The sequence below is a fragment of the Kitasatospora sp. NPDC058406 genome (genome assembly GCF_042722765.1).
Lineage (GTDB): Bacteria > Actinomycetota > Actinomycetes > Streptomycetales > Streptomycetaceae > Kitasatospora.
The window spans coordinates 22,103-41,041 of sequence record NZ_JBHXKE010000008.1; the positions used below are offsets into that span (position 1 = coordinate 22,103).

16 protein-coding genes and 1 riboswitch are annotated in these 18,939 nt (G+C 75.1%); of the genes, 5 read left to right on the top strand and 11 right to left on the bottom strand.

Features of this window, described 5'->3' with window-relative positions; genetic code table 11:
* Nucleotides 1-314 precede the first annotated feature (314 nt).
* Both ACFWOG_RS03145 and ACFWOG_RS03150 read right to left on the bottom strand, forming a co-directional pair.
* Nucleotides 315-1,157, bottom strand: coding sequence for a helix-turn-helix transcriptional regulator (locus ACFWOG_RS03145; RefSeq protein ID WP_329878877.1), 843 nt, complete (start codon nucleotides 1,155-1,157; stop codon nucleotides 315-317).
* Nucleotides 1,154-1,906, bottom strand: coding sequence for a DUF6879 family protein (locus ACFWOG_RS03150; protein WP_380354157.1), 753 nt, complete (start codon nucleotides 1,904-1,906; stop codon nucleotides 1,154-1,156). Before ACFWOG_RS03150 ends, ACFWOG_RS03145 begins: the two co-directional genes overlap by 4 nt.
* A gap of 322 nt (nucleotides 1,907-2,228) precedes the next feature.
* On the opposite strand from ACFWOG_RS03150, the gene ACFWOG_RS03155 reads away from it, so the two are divergent.
* On the top strand, nucleotides 2,229-2,561 hold the full coding sequence (locus ACFWOG_RS03155; protein ID WP_380354159.1) for an antibiotic biosynthesis monooxygenase family protein: 333 nt from the start codon (nucleotides 2,229-2,231) through the stop codon (nucleotides 2,559-2,561).
* Between the two features lie 304 nt (nucleotides 2,562-2,865).
* On the top strand, nucleotides 2,866-3,756 hold the full coding sequence (locus tag ACFWOG_RS03160; protein ID WP_380354161.1) for a helix-turn-helix domain-containing protein: 891 nt from the start codon (nucleotides 2,866-2,868) through the stop codon (nucleotides 3,754-3,756).
* Between the two features lie 46 nt (nucleotides 3,757-3,802).
* On the opposite strand, the gene ACFWOG_RS03165 is transcribed toward ACFWOG_RS03160, so the two are convergent.
* The 6 genes from ACFWOG_RS03165 to ACFWOG_RS03190 form a co-directional block, all read right to left on the bottom strand.
* On the bottom strand, nucleotides 3,803-4,654 hold the full coding sequence (locus tag ACFWOG_RS03165; RefSeq protein WP_355406457.1) for an ECF transporter S component: 852 nt from the start codon (nucleotides 4,652-4,654) through the stop codon (nucleotides 3,803-3,805).
* Nucleotides 4,651-6,261, bottom strand: coding sequence for an ABC transporter ATP-binding protein (locus ACFWOG_RS03170; protein WP_380354165.1), 1,611 nt, complete (start codon nucleotides 6,259-6,261; stop codon nucleotides 4,651-4,653). The genes ACFWOG_RS03165 and ACFWOG_RS03170 overlap by 4 nt, the downstream gene beginning before the upstream one ends.
* The gene (locus tag ACFWOG_RS03175; RefSeq protein ID WP_380354168.1) at nucleotides 6,258-7,526 is read right to left on the bottom strand and encodes a CbiQ family ECF transporter T component; all 1,269 of its coding nucleotides are present in this window, start codon (nucleotides 7,524-7,526) and stop codon (nucleotides 6,258-6,260) included. Before ACFWOG_RS03175 ends, ACFWOG_RS03170 begins: the two co-directional genes overlap by 4 nt.
* A 154-nt stretch (nucleotides 7,527-7,680) precedes the next feature.
* Nucleotides 7,681-8,583 (bottom strand): SCO2322 family protein, encoded by a 903-nt coding sequence (locus ACFWOG_RS03180; RefSeq protein WP_380354170.1) that lies wholly within the window; start codon nucleotides 8,581-8,583, stop codon nucleotides 7,681-7,683.
* Nucleotides 8,580-9,857 carry a prenyltransferase/squalene oxidase repeat-containing protein gene (locus ACFWOG_RS03185; RefSeq protein ID WP_380354173.1) on the bottom strand — a complete coding sequence of 426 codons (1,278 nt, stop codon included), beginning with the start codon at nucleotides 9,855-9,857 and terminating at the stop codon, nucleotides 8,580-8,582. Before ACFWOG_RS03185 ends, ACFWOG_RS03180 begins: the two co-directional genes overlap by 4 nt.
* 114 nt (nucleotides 9,858-9,971) lie before the next feature.
* A riboswitch (cobalamin riboswitch) is annotated at nucleotides 9,972-10,038 on the bottom strand.
* Nucleotides 10,039-10,285: 247 nt separating this feature from the next.
* Nucleotides 10,286-10,972 carry a TetR family transcriptional regulator gene (locus ACFWOG_RS03190; RefSeq protein ID WP_380354176.1) on the bottom strand — a complete coding sequence of 229 codons (687 nt, stop codon included), beginning with the start codon at nucleotides 10,970-10,972 and terminating at the stop codon, nucleotides 10,286-10,288.
* Nucleotides 10,973-11,292: 320 nt separating this feature from the next.
* Here ACFWOG_RS03190 and ACFWOG_RS03195 point away from each other — a divergent pair, with 320 nt between their 5' ends.
* The 3 genes from ACFWOG_RS03195 to ACFWOG_RS03205 all read left to right on the top strand — a co-directional run bounded on the left by ACFWOG_RS03195 (nucleotide 11,293) and on the right by ACFWOG_RS03205 (nucleotide 14,728).
* Nucleotides 11,293-12,603: a glycosyltransferase family 4 protein gene (locus ACFWOG_RS03195; protein ID WP_380354179.1), complete on the top strand. Its 1,311-nt coding sequence runs from the start codon at nucleotides 11,293-11,295 to the stop codon at nucleotides 12,601-12,603.
* A gap of 215 nt (nucleotides 12,604-12,818) precedes the next feature.
* A complete protein-coding gene (locus tag ACFWOG_RS03200; protein WP_380354181.1) occupies nucleotides 12,819-13,622 on the top strand; it encodes a methyltransferase domain-containing protein in 804 nt (267 codons plus the stop codon).
* Complete coding sequence (locus ACFWOG_RS03205; protein WP_329951621.1) at nucleotides 13,619-14,728, top strand: prenyltransferase; 1,110 nt, start codon at nucleotides 13,619-13,621, stop codon at nucleotides 14,726-14,728. Before ACFWOG_RS03200 ends, ACFWOG_RS03205 begins: the two co-directional genes overlap by 4 nt.
* Before the next feature lie 158 nt (nucleotides 14,729-14,886).
* Here the strand turns inward: ACFWOG_RS03205 and ACFWOG_RS03210 are convergent, their stop codons facing one another.
* From ACFWOG_RS03210 to ACFWOG_RS03220, 3 genes are all read right to left on the bottom strand, one after another.
* Nucleotides 14,887-15,840, bottom strand: a complete 954-nt coding sequence (locus ACFWOG_RS03210; protein WP_380354184.1) for a hypothetical protein — start codon at nucleotides 15,838-15,840, stop codon at nucleotides 14,887-14,889.
* A gap of 311 nt (nucleotides 15,841-16,151) precedes the next feature.
* The gene (locus tag ACFWOG_RS03215) at nucleotides 16,152-17,105 is read right to left on the bottom strand and encodes an N-acetylmuramoyl-L-alanine amidase (protein ID WP_380354186.1); all 954 of its coding nucleotides are present in this window, start codon (nucleotides 17,103-17,105) and stop codon (nucleotides 16,152-16,154) included.
* Between the two features lie 249 nt (nucleotides 17,106-17,354).
* Nucleotides 17,355-18,662, bottom strand: coding sequence for a hypothetical protein (locus tag ACFWOG_RS03220; RefSeq protein ID WP_380354189.1), 1,308 nt, complete (start codon nucleotides 18,660-18,662; stop codon nucleotides 17,355-17,357).
* Between the last annotated feature and the right edge of the window lie 277 nt (nucleotides 18,663-18,939).

Genomic DNA, 18,939 nt, shown 5'->3' on the forward strand with positions numbered 1-18,939 from the left:
GGACCCGATCCGCTTCTGCGGCCATGGATCCTGCAGTCCGCCATCGGGGACGGACGGGCGGGGCTCTGCGCGGCGGCGGTCCGAGCGGGTCGGCAGTGCCGTCCGCCGTTGACGCTGCTCGGTCGTCAACGGCGCATCGCCGAGCCCTTCGTGGGTGAGGACCGGCCGGGGGCGGCGGGTCCTTCAGGGGGTACGGGTGGGCCTTCCGCGTCGGTCGAAGCTCCTTGGCCGGCACGCTATGCCTGCGGGAACCACCGATGGGCCTGTGATTCTCGAATATTCCAGGGCTCGCGGGCCGGATGCGCGAGGATTCCTCAGACGGCTCCGAGTGCCCTACGGCACCGCGCCAGAACCCTGTGGGCGTCCGGTCCGAAGACGGCTGCGCCGGCCATCGTTTCCCAGGCGCGCGCGTACAGGGCCACGTTCTCCGCCTGGTCCAGCCACAGTTCCGCGTGCCAGTCCTCGACAATGACAAGCCGTTCGTCATAGATCCAGAAACCGTTGGCGGGCGGAAGGGCGAGCTGGGCCTCGAACGGCACGATGCCCAGGGTGACGGTGTCCAGGCCGATCACGCCGCTGAGCCGGTCCAACTGAGCGGCCATGACGGCGGGCGGGCAGAGCCGGGCACGCAGCGCGGCCTCCCACATGACGATGCGGTACTGCTTGCCCGGCCGGTAGAGGGTTTCCTGCCGTCGAACGCGGGCTCGTACCGCCTCCTCGACATCGCGCGGCGACCGGTGGAGGTCCACGTACGCGTTGAACACGTGTCGGGCGTAGTCGGCCGTCTGGAGCATGCCGACGATCATGGAGCCTTCCCAGGCGCGCATGACCGTCGACCGCTCGTACTCGATCGTCAGCGTGTCCTGCACCGGCCGGTGTCCGGCCGCGAGTTGCCGTCGCCATGACCGGGACTGCGACTCGAACGCCCGCAACCTGGCCGTCAGTTCGGGCCCCGCGCCAGGCCGGCCGACACCCGTTGCCCAAGCCCTGAGGTCGTCGTGGGTGGCGGTCTGTCGGCCGGTCTCCAGCTTGCTGACCTTGGACTGGGTCCAGCCCAGGTGCTCGGCCAGTTGCCGGCCCGTGAGACCGCCCTCGGTGCGCAGCTCGCGGAGCCGTAGGCCGAGGGCGATTCTCGCTTGTCGGAAGTCGGTGGTCACACGCCGGACGGTACCCCGGCGACGAACGCCCGATGCGGCGTGGCGAAGTGCCGGGCAGCGTCCCGGACCTGGCAGGCGCGAGCCACCTGGACCGGGTCGGTGATCAGCTCCACGCCGGTCAGATCGTCGTCGGGGTCGAAGCGCAGCAGGGCGATCACGCGCGAGTCGAACAGCCAGGTGTCCTCCGCCGGAAGGCCGAGATGATCGGCGTCGGCGCGCCAGAGGTACCGGATGTCCTCGCCCACGGCACTGTTCCGTTCGGCGTTGTCGAGCAGGTACCGCTGCCCCGGGGTGGGCGGGCTGTCCATGACCCTCACCCGCTCGAACCGCTTGCCGAGGGCCACCTGCTCGCGGCGCGAACGGCACCACGGGTCCTCCAGGTCCCATCCGACATCCTGCCCGGCGACGAACCGGCGGTAGGTCTCGGTTCGTTCGTCGGACCGGTACCTGCGACGGGTCTCCAGCCGGAAGGCCGTGTGCTCGAAGCTGTCGAACATGCTGTCGAACTCCTCGAAGTCGATCAGCACGGGCTCCCGGCCCACGTCTCGCGGAGCGAAGTCGGCGAGCAGCACGCGGGGCACGACCACGAACCCCTCGCCGGGCTTGACGTTGCGGAGCTGGGCCACTTCGTCGGGGTCGGTGACGGCGTCGCCCTGCACCAGCACCTCTCCGGTCTCGACATCCTCGTAGAGCGTCGGGCATCCGTTGTTCCCCGAGTTGCTTCCGATGTACCGCAGTCGTCGGCTCACAGCCGCTCCCCTCGCTGTCGGTCAGGCCGAATCAGGATGCCGTGGAATCGGTCCGAGGACGGCGTTGATTCTCGAATATTCCCCTGAGGCGACAGAAGACCCCGTCCGGCCGGTGAAGGCCGGACGGGCACGGGCCGCTGCTCGTCGGCGATCCATGGAGACAAGACCGGTGGTGCGCGCCGAACCGGCGACCACGTCGTCCCGCCGTGGATCGCCTGACCTGCGACGCTTCGTCCGCGTGAGGTGTAGCAGACTGCCTTCTCAGTGAACAGGGCCCGCACCCCGACCTTGCGTCGGGGGCGGGCGGACGAGGAGGTACGGCGTGTCCGTCGTCAAGATCAATGTCCTGACCGTCCCCGCTGAGCAGCGGGAGGTGCTGGAGAAGCGCTTCGCCGCCCGGGCCGGTGCGGTGGAGAACTCGGACGGCTTCGAGTACTTCGAGCTGCTCCGCCCGGTCGAGGGCACCGACCAGTACCTCGTCTACACCCGCTGGCGCGACGAGGAGTCCTTCCAGGCCTGGCTCGCCGGGCCCATGCAGGCGGCCCACCGCCAGGGCCCGCCGGCCGCCGAGGGCGAGGCCCCGCAGCGCCCGGCCGCCAGCGGCTCCACCCTGTGGTCCTTCGACGTGGTGCAGTCCGCCGCCCCGAAGGTCTGAGGCCGGCTGCTCCTGACGGTGCGCCCCGGACGGCTCGTCCGGGGCGCACCGTCGTCGGGTCCCGCTTCGCGGCTGCGGGCGAGGTGCGTGTCGAGCCGGTCGGTGCCGGGGCAGGGCGCGTTGTGGGGTGTCGGCGTGCGCCGGGGTGAGTGCGCGTGCGCCGCCCGATCGGGTGATCCGGATGGGGTTTCCGGGGCGGTCTGCTGGATTAGCGTGATCATTGCGCTCAGCAGCAGCGTTCCAAGGAAAACCCCGGCGGTGCGCCAACACCCCGGGGAACGGCACCAGGAGAAAGCGCTCCACGATGCAGATCAATCGTATCCCCAAGCACGCGCCCGGGTACACGATCCTCGACAACGGGCATGTCGTGCGCAAGCACTCGCTGAGCTGGGCGGCCCGTGGGCTGCTCGGGTACCTCCTCAGCCTGCCCGACGGGGCGCGGGAGGACGTCCGGACCCTGGCCGCGAAGAGCGTCGAGGGCCGGGCGACGGTGGCCCGGGCGTTGCGCGAGTTGGAGGAGGCCGGGCACTACGTCCGCCGGACCTCGCGCGATCCCCTCTCGGGCCGGGTCCGGACGCTGGTCTCGGTGCACGAAGTCCCGGTGGTGGGAAAGGCCGTTCACACGGTGCCGCCGGTTCCCGCGTCCCCGGCCGCCGGGCCCGCCGGAGCCGGTGCGGCAGGTGCCGGGAAGGCGGGAGGCCCTTCCCCGAAGGCAAGGACGACGAGGGAGAAGGAAGCCGGGAAGCCTTCCGTCCTTCCGTCCGGGACGGGCAGGCCGGTCGCGGCGCCGCCCCGGAGGACCGAGGGCCTGGGCCTGTTGATCGAACTCGGCCGCCGGGATCCGCGGTTGGCGCTGGCGGGGAAGCCGTTGACGGACCAGGCCGCCCGGGTGGAGGGCCTGCTGGCGGGCGGCTGGGCGCCGGACGCCCTGGCGGGCATCCTGTCCGCCCCGCTGCCGGAGAAGGTCACCCGCAGCGTCGGGGCGATCCTCGGCGCCCGGTTGCTGGGTGTCCCGCCGGTCCCGCCGGTCCCGCCGGTCTCGCCGGTCTCAACGGGCCTGCGGACGGCGGGTGTCGGGGTGGCCGTGGTCCCGGGTCAGAGGCGGCACCACGAGTGTCCGGGGCGGGGCGGCATGTGCGGGCGTCATGTCGGCGGAGCGGGGAAGCTCTGCGCCGGTTGCCGCGGCTCCCGGTAGCGCGGATCCGCCCCCGGGAGAACCCCGATGCCCTGGGGCGCCGCCGTCAGTCCTCCCGCGGCGGGTGGAAGGCGACCGGGGCGGCGAAGGCTGCGCGGCGGGTGGCCCGGCGCAGGGCGCGCAGGACGGGGGTGCCGAGGGTGAGGCAGAGGGTGACGGTGAGAACGGCGCGGGGGAGGTCCCACCCGAGCGAGGTGGTGAGGCAGTAGACGGCGAACCGGACCAGGTTGTCGGAGAGCGGATCGCCCGGGACGAAGGAGATCGAGCTCGCGAGCCCGGCGATGTAGGGCCAGCCCTGGAGGTTCATGATCATGCCGTAGAGGAGGGACGCCCCCGCCCCGTAGACGGCGAGCATGACGAGCTCGCGCCGGCCGCGCACGCGGTCCGGGCCCGGGAGGAGCCCCGCGCCGAGGCTCACCCAGCCCATGGCGAGCATCTGGAACGGCAACCAGGGCCCCACCCCGCCGGTCAGCAGGGCGGAGGCGAACATCGAGAGCGCGCCGAGCACGAAGCCGAAGCCCGGACCGAGGACCCGTCCGGCGAGCACCATCAGGAAGAACATCGGCTCCAGCCCGGCCGTGCCCGCCCCGAGCGGTCGCAGGGCGGCGCCGGCGGCGGCCAGCACGCCCAGCAGGGCGACCGCCTTCGCGTCCAGGCCGGGGGCGCCGCCGCCCGCCGTGCGGCCCTCGGAGATCTGGGCGACGACGACGGCGAGGAGCAGCGGGAGGAGCAGGGCGAACAGCCAAGGGGCGTCGGTGGAGTGGCCGACCAGGGCCGATTCGGCGGAGGCGAGCAGCGGCCACCCGAACGCGGCCACCCCGACCAGCGAGGTGAGGAGGAGGGCCGTGATCGAGCGACGACCGAGCGGGACGGGACGGTTCAGGCCGTTCTTGCTCATTCCGCGACCTCGGCGAGGGCGCGGGCGACCTGGGGGACGGTGAGCCAAGGGCCCGGAGCGAGCACCTTGGCGACCTGCGGGGCGAACGCCGGTGAACCGAGTACGACTTCGGGCGTCGGGCCGTCCGCGACGATCTCGCCCTCGGCCAGGATGGCCGTGCGGTGGGCGAGTTCGGCGGCCAGCTCGACGTCGTGGGTGGCGAGGAGGACGGCGTGGCCGTCGGCGGCCAGGGCGCGCAGGATCTCGACGAGCCGGGCCTTGGCCGCGTAGTCCAGGCCCCGGGTGGGTTCGTCCAGGAGGATGAGCGGCGGGCGGGCGGTGAGCACCACGGCCAGGGCCAGGGTGAGGCGCTGGCCCTCGGAGAGGTCGCGGGGGTGGGCGGCGCCGGCGAGGCCGGGCAGCAGGCGTTCGACGAGGGCGCGGCAGGTGCCGGGTTCGGCGCCCGCGTCGCCGTCGGCGGCGGCGCACTCGGCGGCGACGCTCTCCCCGTACAGCAGGTCGCGCGGGTCCTGCGGGACGAGGCCGACGTGGCGGATCAGGTCGGCGGGCCGGGTGCGGTGCGGGGCGCGGCCACCGACCGTCACGGTGCCGGAGGCCGGCGCGTGCAGGCCGACCAGGGCGCCGAGCAGGGTGGACTTGCCCGCGCCGTTGCGCCCCATCAGGGCGGTGATCTCGCCCGCGTGGAGGGCGAGGTCGACGCCGCGCAGCGCCGGGACGGAGCCGCGACGGACGGCCAGGCGGCCGGCCTCGGCCAGGACCGTGCCGAGGGGGGCGGGGGATCCGGTGGGGTGGTGGCCGTCCAGGCGGGTGCGGAGGCCGGCGGCCCGGCGGCGGGCGTCGCGGACGGACAGCGGGAGCGGGTGCCAGCCGGCCAGCCGGCCGAGTCCGACCACCGGCGGGTGGACCGGCGAGTGCGCCATCACCTCGGCGGGTTCGCCGAGAACGGGCGGCGCGCCGGGGGTCAGCAACAGGACCTGGTCGGCGTACTGGACCACGCGCTCCAGCCGGTGCTCGGCCATCAGCACGGTGGTGCCCAGGTCGTGGACCAGCCGCTGGAGCACGGCCAGTACCTCCTCGGCGGCGCTCGGGTCCAGGGCGGAGGTGGGCTCGTCCAGGACCAGGACGCGCGGGTGGACGGTGAGCACCGAGCCGATGGCGACGCGTTGTTGCTGGCCGCCGGAGAGCGAGGTGAGCGCCCGGTCGCGCAGGCCGGCGAGGCCGAGCAGGTCGAGGGTCTCCTCGACGCGCCGCCGCATCACGTCCGGAGGGAGGCCCAGCGACTCCATGCCGTAGGCGAGTTCGTCCTCGACGGTGTCGGTGACGAAGTGCGCCAGCGGGTCCTGGCCCACGGTGCCGACCAGGTCGGCGAGTTCGCGGGGGCGGTGCTCGCGGGTGTCGCGCCCGCCGACGGTGACCCGGCCGTGCAGCACGCCGCCGGTGAAGTGCGGGACGAGGCCGCTGACCGCACCCAGCAGGGTGGACTTGCCGGAACCCGACGGGCCCACCAGAAGGCAGAGTTCGCCCTCGGGAACGGTCAGGTCGACGCCGCTGAGCGCGGGCGCGTCGGTGTCGGAGTACTGGACGGTGACCTGCTCGAAGGTGATCACGAGGCCCTCCGGGGCGGGGTCGGTGCGTCGTTCGGGTCGGTGCCGGTGCCGGTGCCGGTGCGGGTGCGGGTGCGGGTGCGGGTGCCGGTGCGGGTGCGGGCCCCGGTGTCCGGTCCGGGATCCGGCGGCGGGCCGGTGTCCGCGCCGACCGGGCGGGTCACCGTGGTGGGGCGGGGCACCGGGGTGACGAACGCCGGCACCAGACCGACCAGGACGGCCAGGACGGCGGTCAGCGGCAGGACGGGGACGGTCGGCGGCACCACGGTGGGTGCGAAGGCGGCCGGGTAGCCGGCGGCGAGCCACGTCGTCAACGCGGCCACGGCCGTGCCCGATCCGGCGGTCAGCCACTCGGGCAGCGCCCACGGGTCCGGGCGGTAGCGGGTCCGGACGGAGCGCCGGCTGCCCAGCAGGAGTCCGGTGAAGGCGGCGGCCAGGCCGAGGAGGAGCACGGGCGCCGCCCAGCCGGCGCCGCCTGCCGTCAGCAGCCCGTACGCGGCGAGGCAGATGCCGAGCAGCCCGGCCAGGGTGAGTGCGGCCGTGGCCCGGGCCAGCCTGCGCGGAACGTCGGCGGTGCGGCCGAACCCGCGGGTGTCCATCGCGGCGGCCAGCGCCACCGAACGCTCCAACGCCCCTTCCAGGACGGGCAGTCCGACGCTCAGGACGGCAGCTATCCCGCGGTCGCTGCGCCCGCGCAGACGGCGGGCGGCGCGCAGTCGTTGGATGTCGGCGACCAGGTTCGGCGCGAAGGTCATCGCCACCACGACGGCCACGCCCGCCTCGTAGAGCGCACCGGGGAGGGTGCGCAGCAGACGGGCCGGGCTGGCCAGGGCGTTGGCGGCGCCGACGCACACCAGCAGGGTGGCCAGCCGGAGCCCGTCGTACAGCGCGGCGAGGAGTCCCTCGGCGGTGACCCGGCCGCCGATCCGCACCCCCTGCGCCCAGGCGGGAAGGGGCACTTCGGGGAGGGTGAACAGGACGTGGGTGCCGGGGACCGGCGAACCGAGGAGGACGGCGAAGACGAGGCGGATGCCGAGCACGAGGAGGCCGAGGCGGAGGAACGTGCCGTAGGAGCGCGACCACGGCGCGTCGGTGCGGCGGGCGGCGACCACGTAGCCGGCGACGGCGGCGAGGAGGAGCAGGAGGAGGGGGTTGGTGGTCCGGGTGGCGGCGGCGCCCAGGCCGAGTGCCCACAGCCACCAGGCCCCGGGGTGCAGTTGGCGGGGGCCTGGCGCCGGTCGGCGGCGGGCGGCACGGGGTGTGGGCACGGTGGGGTCCTGGGGAGCGGGGGTCGGGGGAGCCGGGGCGGGGTGGGACGGTCCGGGCGGGTCGGCGGGTCGGTCCGCTCCGTTCTGGTCGACGGACGTCGGTCGGTCTACGGGGCGGGGCGGCGGTGACCCGGTGCGCGGACGGCCGTCGTCCTCATCGGCGGCGGCGCGTCTGGTGGACGGCGCCCGCCACGAGGAGGGCGATGAGGGCGACGTCGGCGATCACGCCGAGGTCGGGGCCGCCGATGCCGGACGAGGCGTCGTCGTGCGAGTCGGTCCCGGAGCCGCTTCCGGCTGCGTTCCCGGACCCGCCGACCGGCGTGGTGCCGGCGGCGGACGGCCGGTCGGCGTTGCCGAGTTGCTCGCCGCAGCCGGTCCGCGGGTAGCCGGCGATGGCGCAGAGCAGCCCGTTGCCGTCGTACCGCAGCGGCGGTGCGACGGTGGCCAGCACCTCCGCCGAGGTGGCCCGGGCGCTGACGACGGCGCAGGCGGTGCGCGGTTCGGGCGGGGTCTCGCGTGCGGGTGCGTCGGCGGGGGTGCCGAAGTCCAGCACTACGGCGACCCGCTTGCGCCCGCTCTGCTCCGGGGTCGCCCCGCAGACGGCCGCGAAGTCCCCCGGGGTGCCGGGTCGCGCGGCCTCCTGGCCGCCGTCCGGGCTGACGGCGAACCGCCAGCCCTCGACGGCGCCGTCCGGCGGGACGTGCACGGCGGGCCCCTGCTGCTGGTAGGCCCAACCGCTGCCGGACCACTTCCAGAACGACCAGTACCGGTACCCGGCCGCCTGTGCGGGAGCCGCTCCGAGCACCAGCAGGATCAGCACCCCGGTGACCAGCCCGGCGAGGAACCGGACGGCCGCGGGCGCCACCCGCCGCCAGCACCGCCGTCGTCGCTCGGCGGCCGAGAGCCCGGCCGAGAGCCCGGCAGCGGGGCCGCCCGCGTCGCCGGACGCACCCGGGCCGGACGCACCCGAGCCGGGCGCATCCGAGCCGGGCGCATCCGGTGACGGGGAGGAGCCGGCCACCCGTGGGTGGCCGGCCAACGGGGCGGGGTCGGTCACGGCCTGGCGCCGCGCTTGCGCTGGAGGCTCAGCAGCAGGCCGCCGCCGATGCCGATGAGCAGGCCGATGCCGAGCACCCAGTACGTGCTGAGTCCGCCGCCGTCGTCCTTCTTCGCGGTCTCGGACGCGGACGCGGTGGGCGACCCGTTCGCGGCGACGGCCTTGGGAGCCGGGCCGAGGGCGGTCAGCTGGGCGACCAGGTCGCTCCCGCCGAACGTCGCCGGGTCGCGCTGCGCCGCCTGCGCGACCAGCAGCAGCGTGGCGGTGGCGGCGGCGTCGGTCCCGCCCTTGGTCCAGGTGCCGCCCTCCTTCGCCAGCCAGTCCACCGCACCGGCGGCCTGCTGCGGGTGCCCGCCCTGGACCAGGCCGAGCACCGCCCAGGCGGTGGCGGTGTAGTCGGGCGTCGGCGTCGCGCCGGCCAGCTTCAGCATCAGGTGCTGCCCGTCGGACGCGAGCTGCGTGGTCAGGTAGGCGGCCACCGCCTCGCCCGAGTCGGCGCGTGGCACGGGCGCGGCCGTGGCGCCGTCGGTGCAGGTGAGGGGCTTGGGGGCGGCGTCGGTCCGGTTGGTGTTGGTGACCGGGAGCTTCCCGCCGGCCGCGGCGAGCGAGGTCTGGCCGGTGGCCAGGGCGTTCGCCTCGCCTGCGGCGTCCGGGGCGGACTGGTAGACGAAGGCGCCGCGCTGGTCGGCGGGGGCGGCGCAGCCGAGCTGGAAGGTCGCCAGTCCGTCGAAGGCGTTCTTGCCGGCCTTGGCGACCCCGGCCGGGTCGGCCTTGGCGGCGAACAGGGCGTTCACGGCGAGGCCGGTGGAGTTGGCGTCCCCGGGGTTGCCGGGGTTGTAGGCCCAGGTGCCGTCCGCGTTCTGGTTGGCCTTGAGCCACTGGACGCCCTTGTCGACGGCGTCCTGGTGCCCGCCGAGGGCGACCAGCGCCTGGATCGCCGCGGCGGTCGCGTTGCTGTCCGCCTGCGTGGGGTCGCAGGCGGCCGAGACGTCGGCCCGGTAGGAGAGCCAGCCGCCGTCGGCGCACTGCCGGCCGGTGAGCCAGGAGACGGCGGAGTCGGCCGGGGTCACCTTCGCGGCGGCGAGCGCGGTGAGCGAGAGCGACTGCCGCCACACCGCGTCGTAGGTCGGGTCGCCCTTGCCGTACAGGCCCTCGGGGAGCGCGGTGGCACCGGCGCCGGGGGTGGGGGTGTCGGCGAGCGCCGGGGCGGCGGCGGTGCCGGTGAGCAGCGCGGCGGTCAGGGCGGCAGCGCCCAGGCGGGCGGCGGTGAGCATGGTGGGAGGTGTGCCTTTCGGTGAGCGGTGTCGGCCTGGACAGGCCGTTCCGTAGCCCTCGACGGTGCCCGGCGGTGGTCCGCCCGGCTGGGCCGCTCGCCTCTCCCCGGGCGCTCCGACTCGCCCGGCAGGCGTGGTGCCGGGCTCACGGTTGCGGGGTCAGTGCCGGATTCGCACCGGCTTTCCCCGGAGGAGAAACGGGATGGAATTGTCCTGCATGCCGACTTTAGCCGCCGCGCCGGGCGGGGTGGATCCGGCGGGGCGAGAACACGTTCCAGTCCTGGAGGGGGTGGAGGGGGCGTGGGGGGAGAGCGGGCGGAGAACGAGGAGGCGGCGGAGGGGGAGCGTGAAGGAGGGGTGTGCGGAGGGGGGCGAGGGTGGAGGGGGCGGGTGGAGCGGGGGCCGCCCCGGGGCGGGGCGCCGAGCCCTCAGGGCAGGGTGAGCAGCCGGGCCGCCGTGTGCAGGTCGGCGCGGACCTCGGCGATCGAGGCGCGGCCGGAGAGCCAGGCGACGAGCGCGGCGTGCCAGGTGTGCTCGATCACCCGGACGGCCGCGCGCTGGGCCTCGGTCGGTGGTTCGGACTGGCCGATGGCATCCAGGATCAGCCGGCCGGTGGCGACCGAGACCTGGTCGACCTCGGCGCTCACGGAGCGGTCGGCGAAGGAGAGCGCGCGGACCATGGCCTCGGCGAGCAGCGGTTCGCGCTGGAGGGCGTGGAACGCCCGGGTGAGCGCCTCGGCGACCCGCGGGGCGGGTTCGCGCTCGGCCGGCGGGTGCCGTCGGACCTGCTCCTGGAGGCCGCGCAACTGCTCCAGCATGACCGCCACCAGCAGGTGCACCTTGGACGGGAAGTACCGGTACAGCGTGCCGAGCGCCACCTGGGCGCCCTCCGCGACCTCCCGCATCTGGACCGCCTCGTACCCGCCGCGGGCCGCCAGCGCGGTCGCGGTGCGCAGGATCCGGCGGCGCCGTTCGGCCTGCCGGGCGGTGAGCGGCGGTGTCGGGCCGACGGCGGTCGGGGGCACGTCGGAGACCGGTGCGGCAGGCGGCGCACCGGGCGGCGTGACGGTCGGCAGAGCGGGGGCGGCGGGGGCGGTGGACGTGGGCGGAGGCATGGCGGACGACGGCAAGGGGGCTCCCGGGGCGCGAGAGTGACGGGCTGCTCCGGCGGTGCCCGGCGGCTCCGGGCGGTGTCCGGGCAGTGCCCGGGCGTCCGCTTCCACGGCCGCTCGGGCGACTGTTCGGGCGGGCTGCTCGGGCATGGTGCTCGGGCGTGGCGTGAATCACCAGCCCTGGCTCCTGAGTGGAAGCTACGGGCCGGTATCTTCGAGGTCTCTCATTGTTCACCTGGTTTCCGGCGAACTCCACACCACACTGAAACCTGATCTACTTTAGCGACCGGCAGCACCGACAGCAGCAGAGACGAGGGCCGACGATGACCGCGCAACCGCTGCGGATTGCCCTGCTCTCGTACCGGGGCGACCCGTTCTGCGGTGGCCAGGGCGTGTACGTGCGGCACCTGTCCCGCGAACTGGCCCGCCTAGGCCACCACGTCGACGTGATCGGCGCCCAGCCCTACCCCGTGCTGGACGAGGTCGAGGGGCCCGGTTCGGTCCGCCTGGTCGAGCTGCCCAGCCTGGACCTGTACCGGACGGACGACCCGTTCCGCACCCCGGCGCTGGACGAGTACCGGGGGCCGGTGGACCTCCTGGAGTACGCCACCATGCGCACCGGCGGGTTCCCCGAGCCGCTGACCTTCTCGCTGCGCGCCCGCCAGTACCTGGCCCGGCACCGCGGCCGCTACGACGTCGTGCACGACAACCAGACGCTCGGCTACGGCCTGCTCGGGCTGGCCCGGCACGGCTTCCCGCTGGTCACCACGATCCACCACCCGATCACCGTCGACCGACGGGTCGAGCTGGAGGCGGCCACCAGCAGGATCAGGCGGCTGTCGCTGCGCCGCTGGTACGCCTTCACCCGGATGCAGCGCCGGGTCGCCGCCAGGCTGGACCACATCATCACCGTCTCCGGCACCTCGAAGCGTGAGATCGCCGAGCACCTGGGCGCCGTGCCGGGCGCCGTCTCGGTGGTGCCGATCGGCGCCGACACCCGCCTCTGGTCCCCGTCGGCGACGGTGGACCGGGTGCCCGGGCGGATCGTCACCACCTCCAGCGCCGACGTGCCGCTGAAGGGCCTGGTGCACCTGGTCGAGGCGCTGGGCAAGGTCCGCACCGAGCGGGACGCGCACCTGGTCGTGGTCGGCAAGCCGCAGAAGGGGGACGGGCCGATCGCCCAGGCGGTGCGCCGGTTCGGGCTGGAGCGGCACATCGAGTTCCGGCACGGCCTGACCGACCGGGAGCTGGTCGACCTCTACCGCTCGGCCGAGGTGGCCTGCGTGCCGTCGCTGTACGAGGGCTTCTCGCTGCCCGCCGCCGAGGCGATGGCCACCGGCACGCCGCTGGTCGCGACCACGGGCGGGGCGATCCCCGAGGTGGCCGGCCCGGACGGCGAGACCTGCCTCGCGGTGCCGCCGGGCGACGCGGGCGCGCTGGCGGCGGCGCTCGGGCGGCTGCTGGACGATCCGGCGCTGCGCGCCTCGCTCGGTGCGGCCGGACGCGAGCGGGTGCTCGCACGGTTCACCTGGGAGCGCGCCGCCGAGCTGACCGTCGAGGGTTACCGGGCGGCCATCGCCACCGGGGTCGGCCGGAACGCCCGGTCCGGTCCGGGCTGGCGCTACGTCGCCTGACGGGCGGCCGTCGGGCGGGTCCGCCGGGCCGCCGGTCCGGCGGCGGGTCGGTCTCCGTCGGTGAGCCGGTCCGTCGGCGAGCCGGTTCGGGGGTGGGCCGGTTCGGGGGTGGGCCGATCGGCCGGCGGGTTCGCCCGACGGCCGCCCGGTTCGTGCAACGCGATATCTCTGACTCGGCGTCAGAAACGTTTCCTACCAAGGAATGGGAGCCCGCAGTGCTGACCGTTGATTTCTCGCGCTTCCCGCTCGCCCCCGGCGACCGGGTGCTCGACCTGGGCTGCGGCGGGGGGCGGCATGCGTTCGAGTGCTACCGGCGCGGTGCCAACGTGATCGCCCTCGACCAGAACGCCGAGGAGATCGCCGAGGTCAGGAAGTGGTTCGCCGCCATGGAGCAGGCCGGCGAGGCCCCCGAGGGCGCGTCCGCGGTCGCGGTGGAGGGCAACGCGCTGGCCCTGCCCTTCGAGGACGAGTACTTCGACAAGATCATCATCTCCGAGGTGATGGAGCACATCCCGGACGACAAGGGCGTGCTCAACGAGATGTTCCGGGTGCTCAAGCCCGGCGGTCTGCTCGCCGTCACGGTGCCGCGCTGGCTCCCCGAGAAGATCTGCTGGGCGCTGTCCGACGAGTACCACGAGGTCGAGGGCGGCCACATCCGGATCTACCGGGGCGACGAACTGCTCGGCAGGCTCAAGGACGCCGGCCTGGAGCCGTACGGGACCCACCACGCGCACGCGCTGCACTCGCCGTACTGGTGGATCAAGTGCGCGGTCGGCGTGGGCAACGACAAGGCGCTGCCGGTCAAGGCCTACCACCAGCTGCTCGTCTGGGACATCGTCGGCACCCCGGTGATCAGCACCCTCACCAAGGCCGCCGAGCGGGCGCTCAACCCGGTCATCGGCAAGAGCTTCGTCGCCTACGCCTCCAAGCCCCGCCGGTCCGGCGTGACCGCCTCCGCCGCTGCGGGCGCGAACACGGACACGGACACGGGCGCGGGCGCGGCGGGCGGCTCGGAGTGACCGCCGCCGTCCCCGAGGTCCTGCTGCTCGACGGCGTGCTCGACGCCGAGCAGGCCGCCGGCACCGTCCGCAGCATCCTCGCCGAGCAGCAACCCGACGGCGCCATACCGTGGTTCACCGGCCACCACCTCGACCCGTGGGACCATACCGAGGCCGCGATGGCCCTGGACACCGCGGGCGAGCACGCCGCCGCCGAGGCCGCCTACCGCTGGCTGGCCGCCCGCCAGAACCCGGACGGCTCCTGGTACGCCGCCTACGCGTACGGCCAGGGCGCCGGGGGTGCGGAGACCGCCGCCGGCGGCTTCGCGGACGGGGAGGTGTGCAACGCCGCCAAGGAGACCAACTTCTGCGCCTACGTGGCCGTCGGCGTCTGGCACCACCACCTCTCCACCGGTGACGACGCCTTCCTGGACTGGATCTGGCCCACCGTCCGGCGGGCCCTCGACTTCATCGTCGCCCGGCGGCTTCCCGGCGGCCCGATCTCCTGGCGGCTCGACGAGCACGGTGAGGCCGCAGGCGAGGCGCTGCTCACCGGTTCGTCCAGCATCCTGCACGCGCTCCGCTGCGGGCTGGCCGTCGCCGACTACCTGGAGGAGCCGCAGCCCGACTGGGAGCTCGCGGCCGGCCGGCTCCGGCACGCCATCTCCCACCACCCCGAGCGGTTCCTCGACAAGGACCGCTACTCGATGGACTGGTACTACCCCGTCCTCGGCACCGCGCTGCGCGGCCCGGCCGCGCTGGAGCGGATCGAGCGGGACTGGGACCGGTTCGTCGTGCCCGGCCTCGGTGTGCGCTGCGTCAGCGACCGCCCCTGGGTGACCGGCGGCGAGAGTGCCGAACTGGCCATGGCCCTCTGGGCGATCGGCGAGTCCGACCGCGCGGTGGACATCCTGCGCTGGATCCAGAAGCACCTGCGGCACACCGACGGCTCGTACTGGACCGGGTACGTCTTCGAGGACGACGCGATCTGGCCGGAGGAGCGCACCACCTGGACGGCGGGCGCGCTGCTGCTGACGGTCGCGGCGCTGGGCGGGGACCCGGCGACGGTGGCGGTGTTCGGTGGTGACGACCTGCCGACCGGGCTGGTGGTCCAGGACTGCTGCTGAGCCCTGAGCCCCTCGGGGCCGGGGCCTGAGTCGGGCCGGGGCCCGGCCGGTGCCCGGACCGACGACATGCCGAAGGGGCGGGACCGGATCGCGCCGGTCCCGCCCCTTTCGGTGTCGTGCGGGGTGTTCCCGTGTCGCACGCGGGGCGTGCGGCCGGGTCAGCCGCGCTGGATGCCGGCGGTGTCGACCAGCAGGCCCTGGGTGCCGTCCTGGAGCTGGGCGACCAGCGCGGTGCCGCGCTGCTCGACCGCCAGGTACCAGGTGCCCGGGACGAGGTCGCCGACCGGAGCGCCGACCGGGCTGTCCTTCGGGGCCAGCTGGCGCGGCGCCGGGACGGCGAACCAGAACGGCGCGAAGTCGGACGCGGGCGCCTGCTGGGCGGCGGCCTGCGCCGGCCGGGCCTGCTCGGTCTGCGCCGCGTGCTGGGCGGCGAGGTCCTGCGGCTGACCGGCCTGGGACTGGCCCGGAAGCGGCTGGCCGGGCTGGCCCGCCTGCGCGGCCGGGTAGCCGTAGCCGCCGGGCTGGCCGCCGAACGCCGGAGCCTGCGCCTGGTTCGGGTCCTGGCCGGGGCCCGGGTAGCCGTAGTGGCCGACGGGCTGGCCGGGCTGGCCCGCCTGCGGGGTCGGGTAGCCGCCGCCCGGGTAGGGCTGCACGGCCGGCTTGTCGCTGACCAGCGGGGTCTTGAGCACCGGGATCAGCTGACCTCCGGCGGCCGCACCGGCCAGCACGATCAGCGCGATGACGGCGAGCCAGGCACCGAAGCCGTGGCCGATGCCCTCCAGGCCGCCACCGAGGGACCAGAGCGCAGCCCAGAGCGCCGCCACCGAGAAGGCGATGCCCCACTGGTCCAGCCGCAGGCCGAGGATCTGGCGGTTGGCGGCGGCCTGGCCCTGGAAGCGCTGCACCAGGATCAGGGCGGCGGCCACGAGGCCGAGCAGGAAGACCGAGGGCAGGACGGGGAACAGGACGCTGTCCCAGGCGTTCGTCGAGGTGTCGCCGCAGTACTTGCCCTTGCACTCGACGGTCCAGTAGGGCAGGAAGGATGCGATGAAGAGCAGGACGGCCGCACCTGCGACGGCGGCGTCTCCCTTGGTGAGAGCGCGCAGATTCACTAACGTTCCCCTCGTTGGTGTGTCGTGGTCGGCGGGTTTCGTGTCGGCGCCCGACGCGGTCGGCTGACCGGCCGGAAAACCCCGAACGGACCAGAAGCCTAGGGCCAACCGCCCGGCGGGTGCACGGCGGGCTCGGCAATGGGGCGAAGTCGTTGCAAACTGCGCGGTTCCGACCCCTGCCGTCCACCGGCCCGCCCACCGGCTGTCGACTCCTCAGGACGCCTGTTGTGCGGCGTACCTCACAGTGTGCTCCACGGCGCGTTCTCGGGGAGCTGCCTGCCGGGTCGCCGCCGCGCTGTTCGCGGCGTCGCCTACCGGGTGGTCAGAAACGTCGTCAACGCGTCGGCGATCCCCTGGGCGGCCTGCTGGCGCCACTGAGGGTCCGTCATTCGACGGGCGTCCGTCGGGTTGCGCATGTTACCGCACTCGATGAACACCTTGGGTACGGTCGACAGATTGAGCCCGCCGAGATCCGAACGGGTGTCCAGCCCCTGGCTCGCCGTGTAGTCGGCGTAGGGCTCGCCGGTGGCGGCGCGGAAGCCGTCGCGCAGCAGGAGGCCGAGCCGGTGCGAGGGGGCGACGATCGCCGAGGTGTCCGCCCGGCCGGCGACCACCTTGGCGGGCATGATCACGTGGAACCCGCTGCCGCTCGCCGGGCCGCCGTCGCCGTGCACCGAGACGGCCGCGTCGGCGTGGGCGGTGGTGCCGGCCCTGGCGCGCTCGTCGATGCACGGTCCCCACGGGCGGTCGCCGTCGTGGACCAGCACCACCGTCGCACCCCGTGCGGCGAGGATCGCACGCGCCCGGCGGACCACGTCGAGGGAGTACTCGGCCTCGGTGTAGCCGGCGTTGGTGGAGGTGCCGGTGGTGTCGCACTCCTTGCGGGCGTTGCCGATGTCGACCTGCCGGTTGATCTCGGCGGTGTGCGAGAAGTTGCCGGAGTTGTGGCCGGGGTCGAGCAGGACGGTGCGGCCGGCGAGGGCGGTGGAGGAGACGGGGGCGGCGCCCGCCGCGGGGGTGGTGGGGGCGCCGGTGGCGGCCGGGGCCGTCGCCGGGGCGTCGGTGACGGCCGGGGTCGTCGCGGGGGCGCCCGTCGCCGGGGCGAACGGAGTGGCGCCGGACGCGTCGGGAGCGGGTGGTGCGGCGCCGGCCGGTGCCGGGGCGGCGGTCGCCGGGGCGGTCGGGGCCGAGGCGTGCGTGCCGCGGTCGGGGGAGCCGACCGCCTGCCAGCCCAGCCAGCCGGCCAGACCGAGGGGGCCCAGCACGCCGATCACGGTGACGGTGCGCAGCAGGGCGGAGCGCCTGCGGGGCCCGGTCTGCCCGGTCTGCCCGGTCGGTTGAGCCGGTTGAGCCGGTTCAGCCGGTTCGGTCGGTCGAGCCGGCCCGGCAGGGTCGGACGGCCCGGTGGGCGGAGCCGGGTCGGTGGGCGGAGCCGGGTCGGTGGGGCCGGACGGGCCGTGGGCGGTGCGGGTCACGGGTGGTTCTGGTCCTGTTCCTGTGCCGTACGGGGTGGTTCAGATCCGGTCCTGGGTCCGGACGGTCAGGCCGAACTGGTCGGCGATCGTCTTCCACTTCGCCACGAAGTCCTTCTTCGCCTGGGTGGCCCGCGGGTTGAGCTCGTCCGCGCGCTTCTTGTCGGCGGTGTTCGGGGCCGTGCCCGAGCAGCCCTGGGTGGCGACCGCCCGGGCCCAGCTCGCGTACGCCCGGTCGACGTCCGCGGACAGCTGCCAGGCGGACGTCAGCGACTGCACCGCCTCCGCGCCGCCGGGCAGGTCGGTGAAGCTCAACGCGGCCAGCTTGGTGAGGAGTTGGTCGCGCTGCTTGGCGCCGTTGTCGAACACCTGGGCGGCGGCGTCGATGTCGGGCTTGGACGGGCAGCTGCTCACCTTCGCGACCGCACTGCCGATCGGCGCCTTCGCGCCCTCGCCCTGGGTCAGCAGCTCGTCCAGCGCCTTGGCCTGCGGCTGGGCGTTCGGGCCGCCCCCGGCGGTCGGGCTGGGGGTCGCGCTCGCGCTCGCCGAGGGGGTGTCGGTCGGGGTCGGTGCGCCGGTGCCGCCGGTGGGCGCCGGGGCCGGCTGGGGGGCCCCGGACGGGGCGGCGCCGTCGGCGGTGGCGGAGGTCGGGGACGGGGCGGCCCGGTCGGTCGTGGAACCGTCGTCCCTGATGGCCCAGAGGATGCCGCCGCCCAGCGCCAGGACGAAGAGCAGGGCGAAGGCGATCAGCAGCGGCGCGCGCTTGCCGCCGCGGTCGTCCTCGTCGTCGACGTCCTCGTAGCCGGTCGGGTAGTCCGGCGGGGGGTAGCCCGGCTGCGCGTAGTTCGGCGCGTAGTCCGGCTGCGGGTGGTGCTGCGGGTGGCCCTGCGGCGGTTGGCCCGGGTACGGAGCGGCGCCGGGGCCCTGGCCGTACGGCGGCGGGGGCGGCTGCTGCCCGGGCTGCTGCGGCTGCTGGTACGGCGTGCCGTACGGCGGCACGGACCGGGGTGGGGCCGGCTGGGGCGGGACCGGCAGGGGGATGCGGGCCGTCGGGGCGTCGTAGCCGGGCGCGGGGTCCGGGGCGGCGGCCAGGTACGGGCGGGCGCCCAGCGGCGGTCCCTGGTCGCCGACGGCGCCGGCGGAGGGCTGCTGCTGCGGGGCGGCGGGCGGCTGGGGGTGGCCGGCCGGAGCGACGGGGCCGGTGGGAGGTCCTGCCGGCGGTCCTGCCGGCGGCGTGGGGGGCGGGCCGGCGGGTGCGGCCTGCTGCTGAGGTCCGCGCACCCAACCGCCGGCGCCACCGCGGGCGGTCGGGTCCCAGACCGCCGGAGCGGTGTTCTGCTGGTCCGTCATTGCGCTAGCCCCCACGGTCTGCCCGGATGCTCTGCTGTGTCGTGCGGCCGTGCCGCGGTCGCGGGCGCCCGCGACCGCGCGGACACCGTACCGTCCGCGCCCCCGCCCGACAGCCCCGGCACGACGTTAGAGCATCCGTGATCGGCCGTGGGACGGCTCGGCCGATTCCCGGCCGCGCCGCGGGTTCCCCGCCCGGGTTCCCCGCCCGGGCTCCCCGCCCGCGTTCCGGTCCGCGTTCCCCGGGCCCTCCGGCCGCACCCGCCGGGTCCGCCCGCAG

Excerpts from the sequence above, each read along its gene's own strand:
- ACFWOG_RS03220 (WP_380354189.1), bottom strand. The coding sequence starts at position 18,662 with ATGACGGACCAGCAGAACACCGCTCCGGCGGTCTGGGACCCGACCGCC.
- ACFWOG_RS03165 (WP_355406457.1), bottom strand. The coding sequence starts at position 4,654 with ATGAGCAAGAACGGCCTGAACCGTCCCGTCCCGCTCGGTCGTCGCTCG.
- ACFWOG_RS03160 (WP_380354161.1), top strand. The coding sequence starts at position 2,866 with ATGCAGATCAATCGTATCCCCAAGCACGCGCCCGGGTACACGATCCTC.
- ACFWOG_RS03190 (WP_380354176.1), bottom strand. The coding sequence starts at position 10,972 with ATGCCTCCGCCCACGTCCACCGCCCCCGCCGCCCCCGCTCTGCCGACC.
- ACFWOG_RS03185 (WP_380354173.1), bottom strand. The coding sequence starts at position 9,857 with ATGCTCACCGCCGCCCGCCTGGGCGCTGCCGCCCTGACCGCCGCGCTG.
- ACFWOG_RS03195 (WP_380354179.1), top strand. The coding sequence starts at position 11,293 with ATGACCGCGCAACCGCTGCGGATTGCCCTGCTCTCGTACCGGGGCGAC.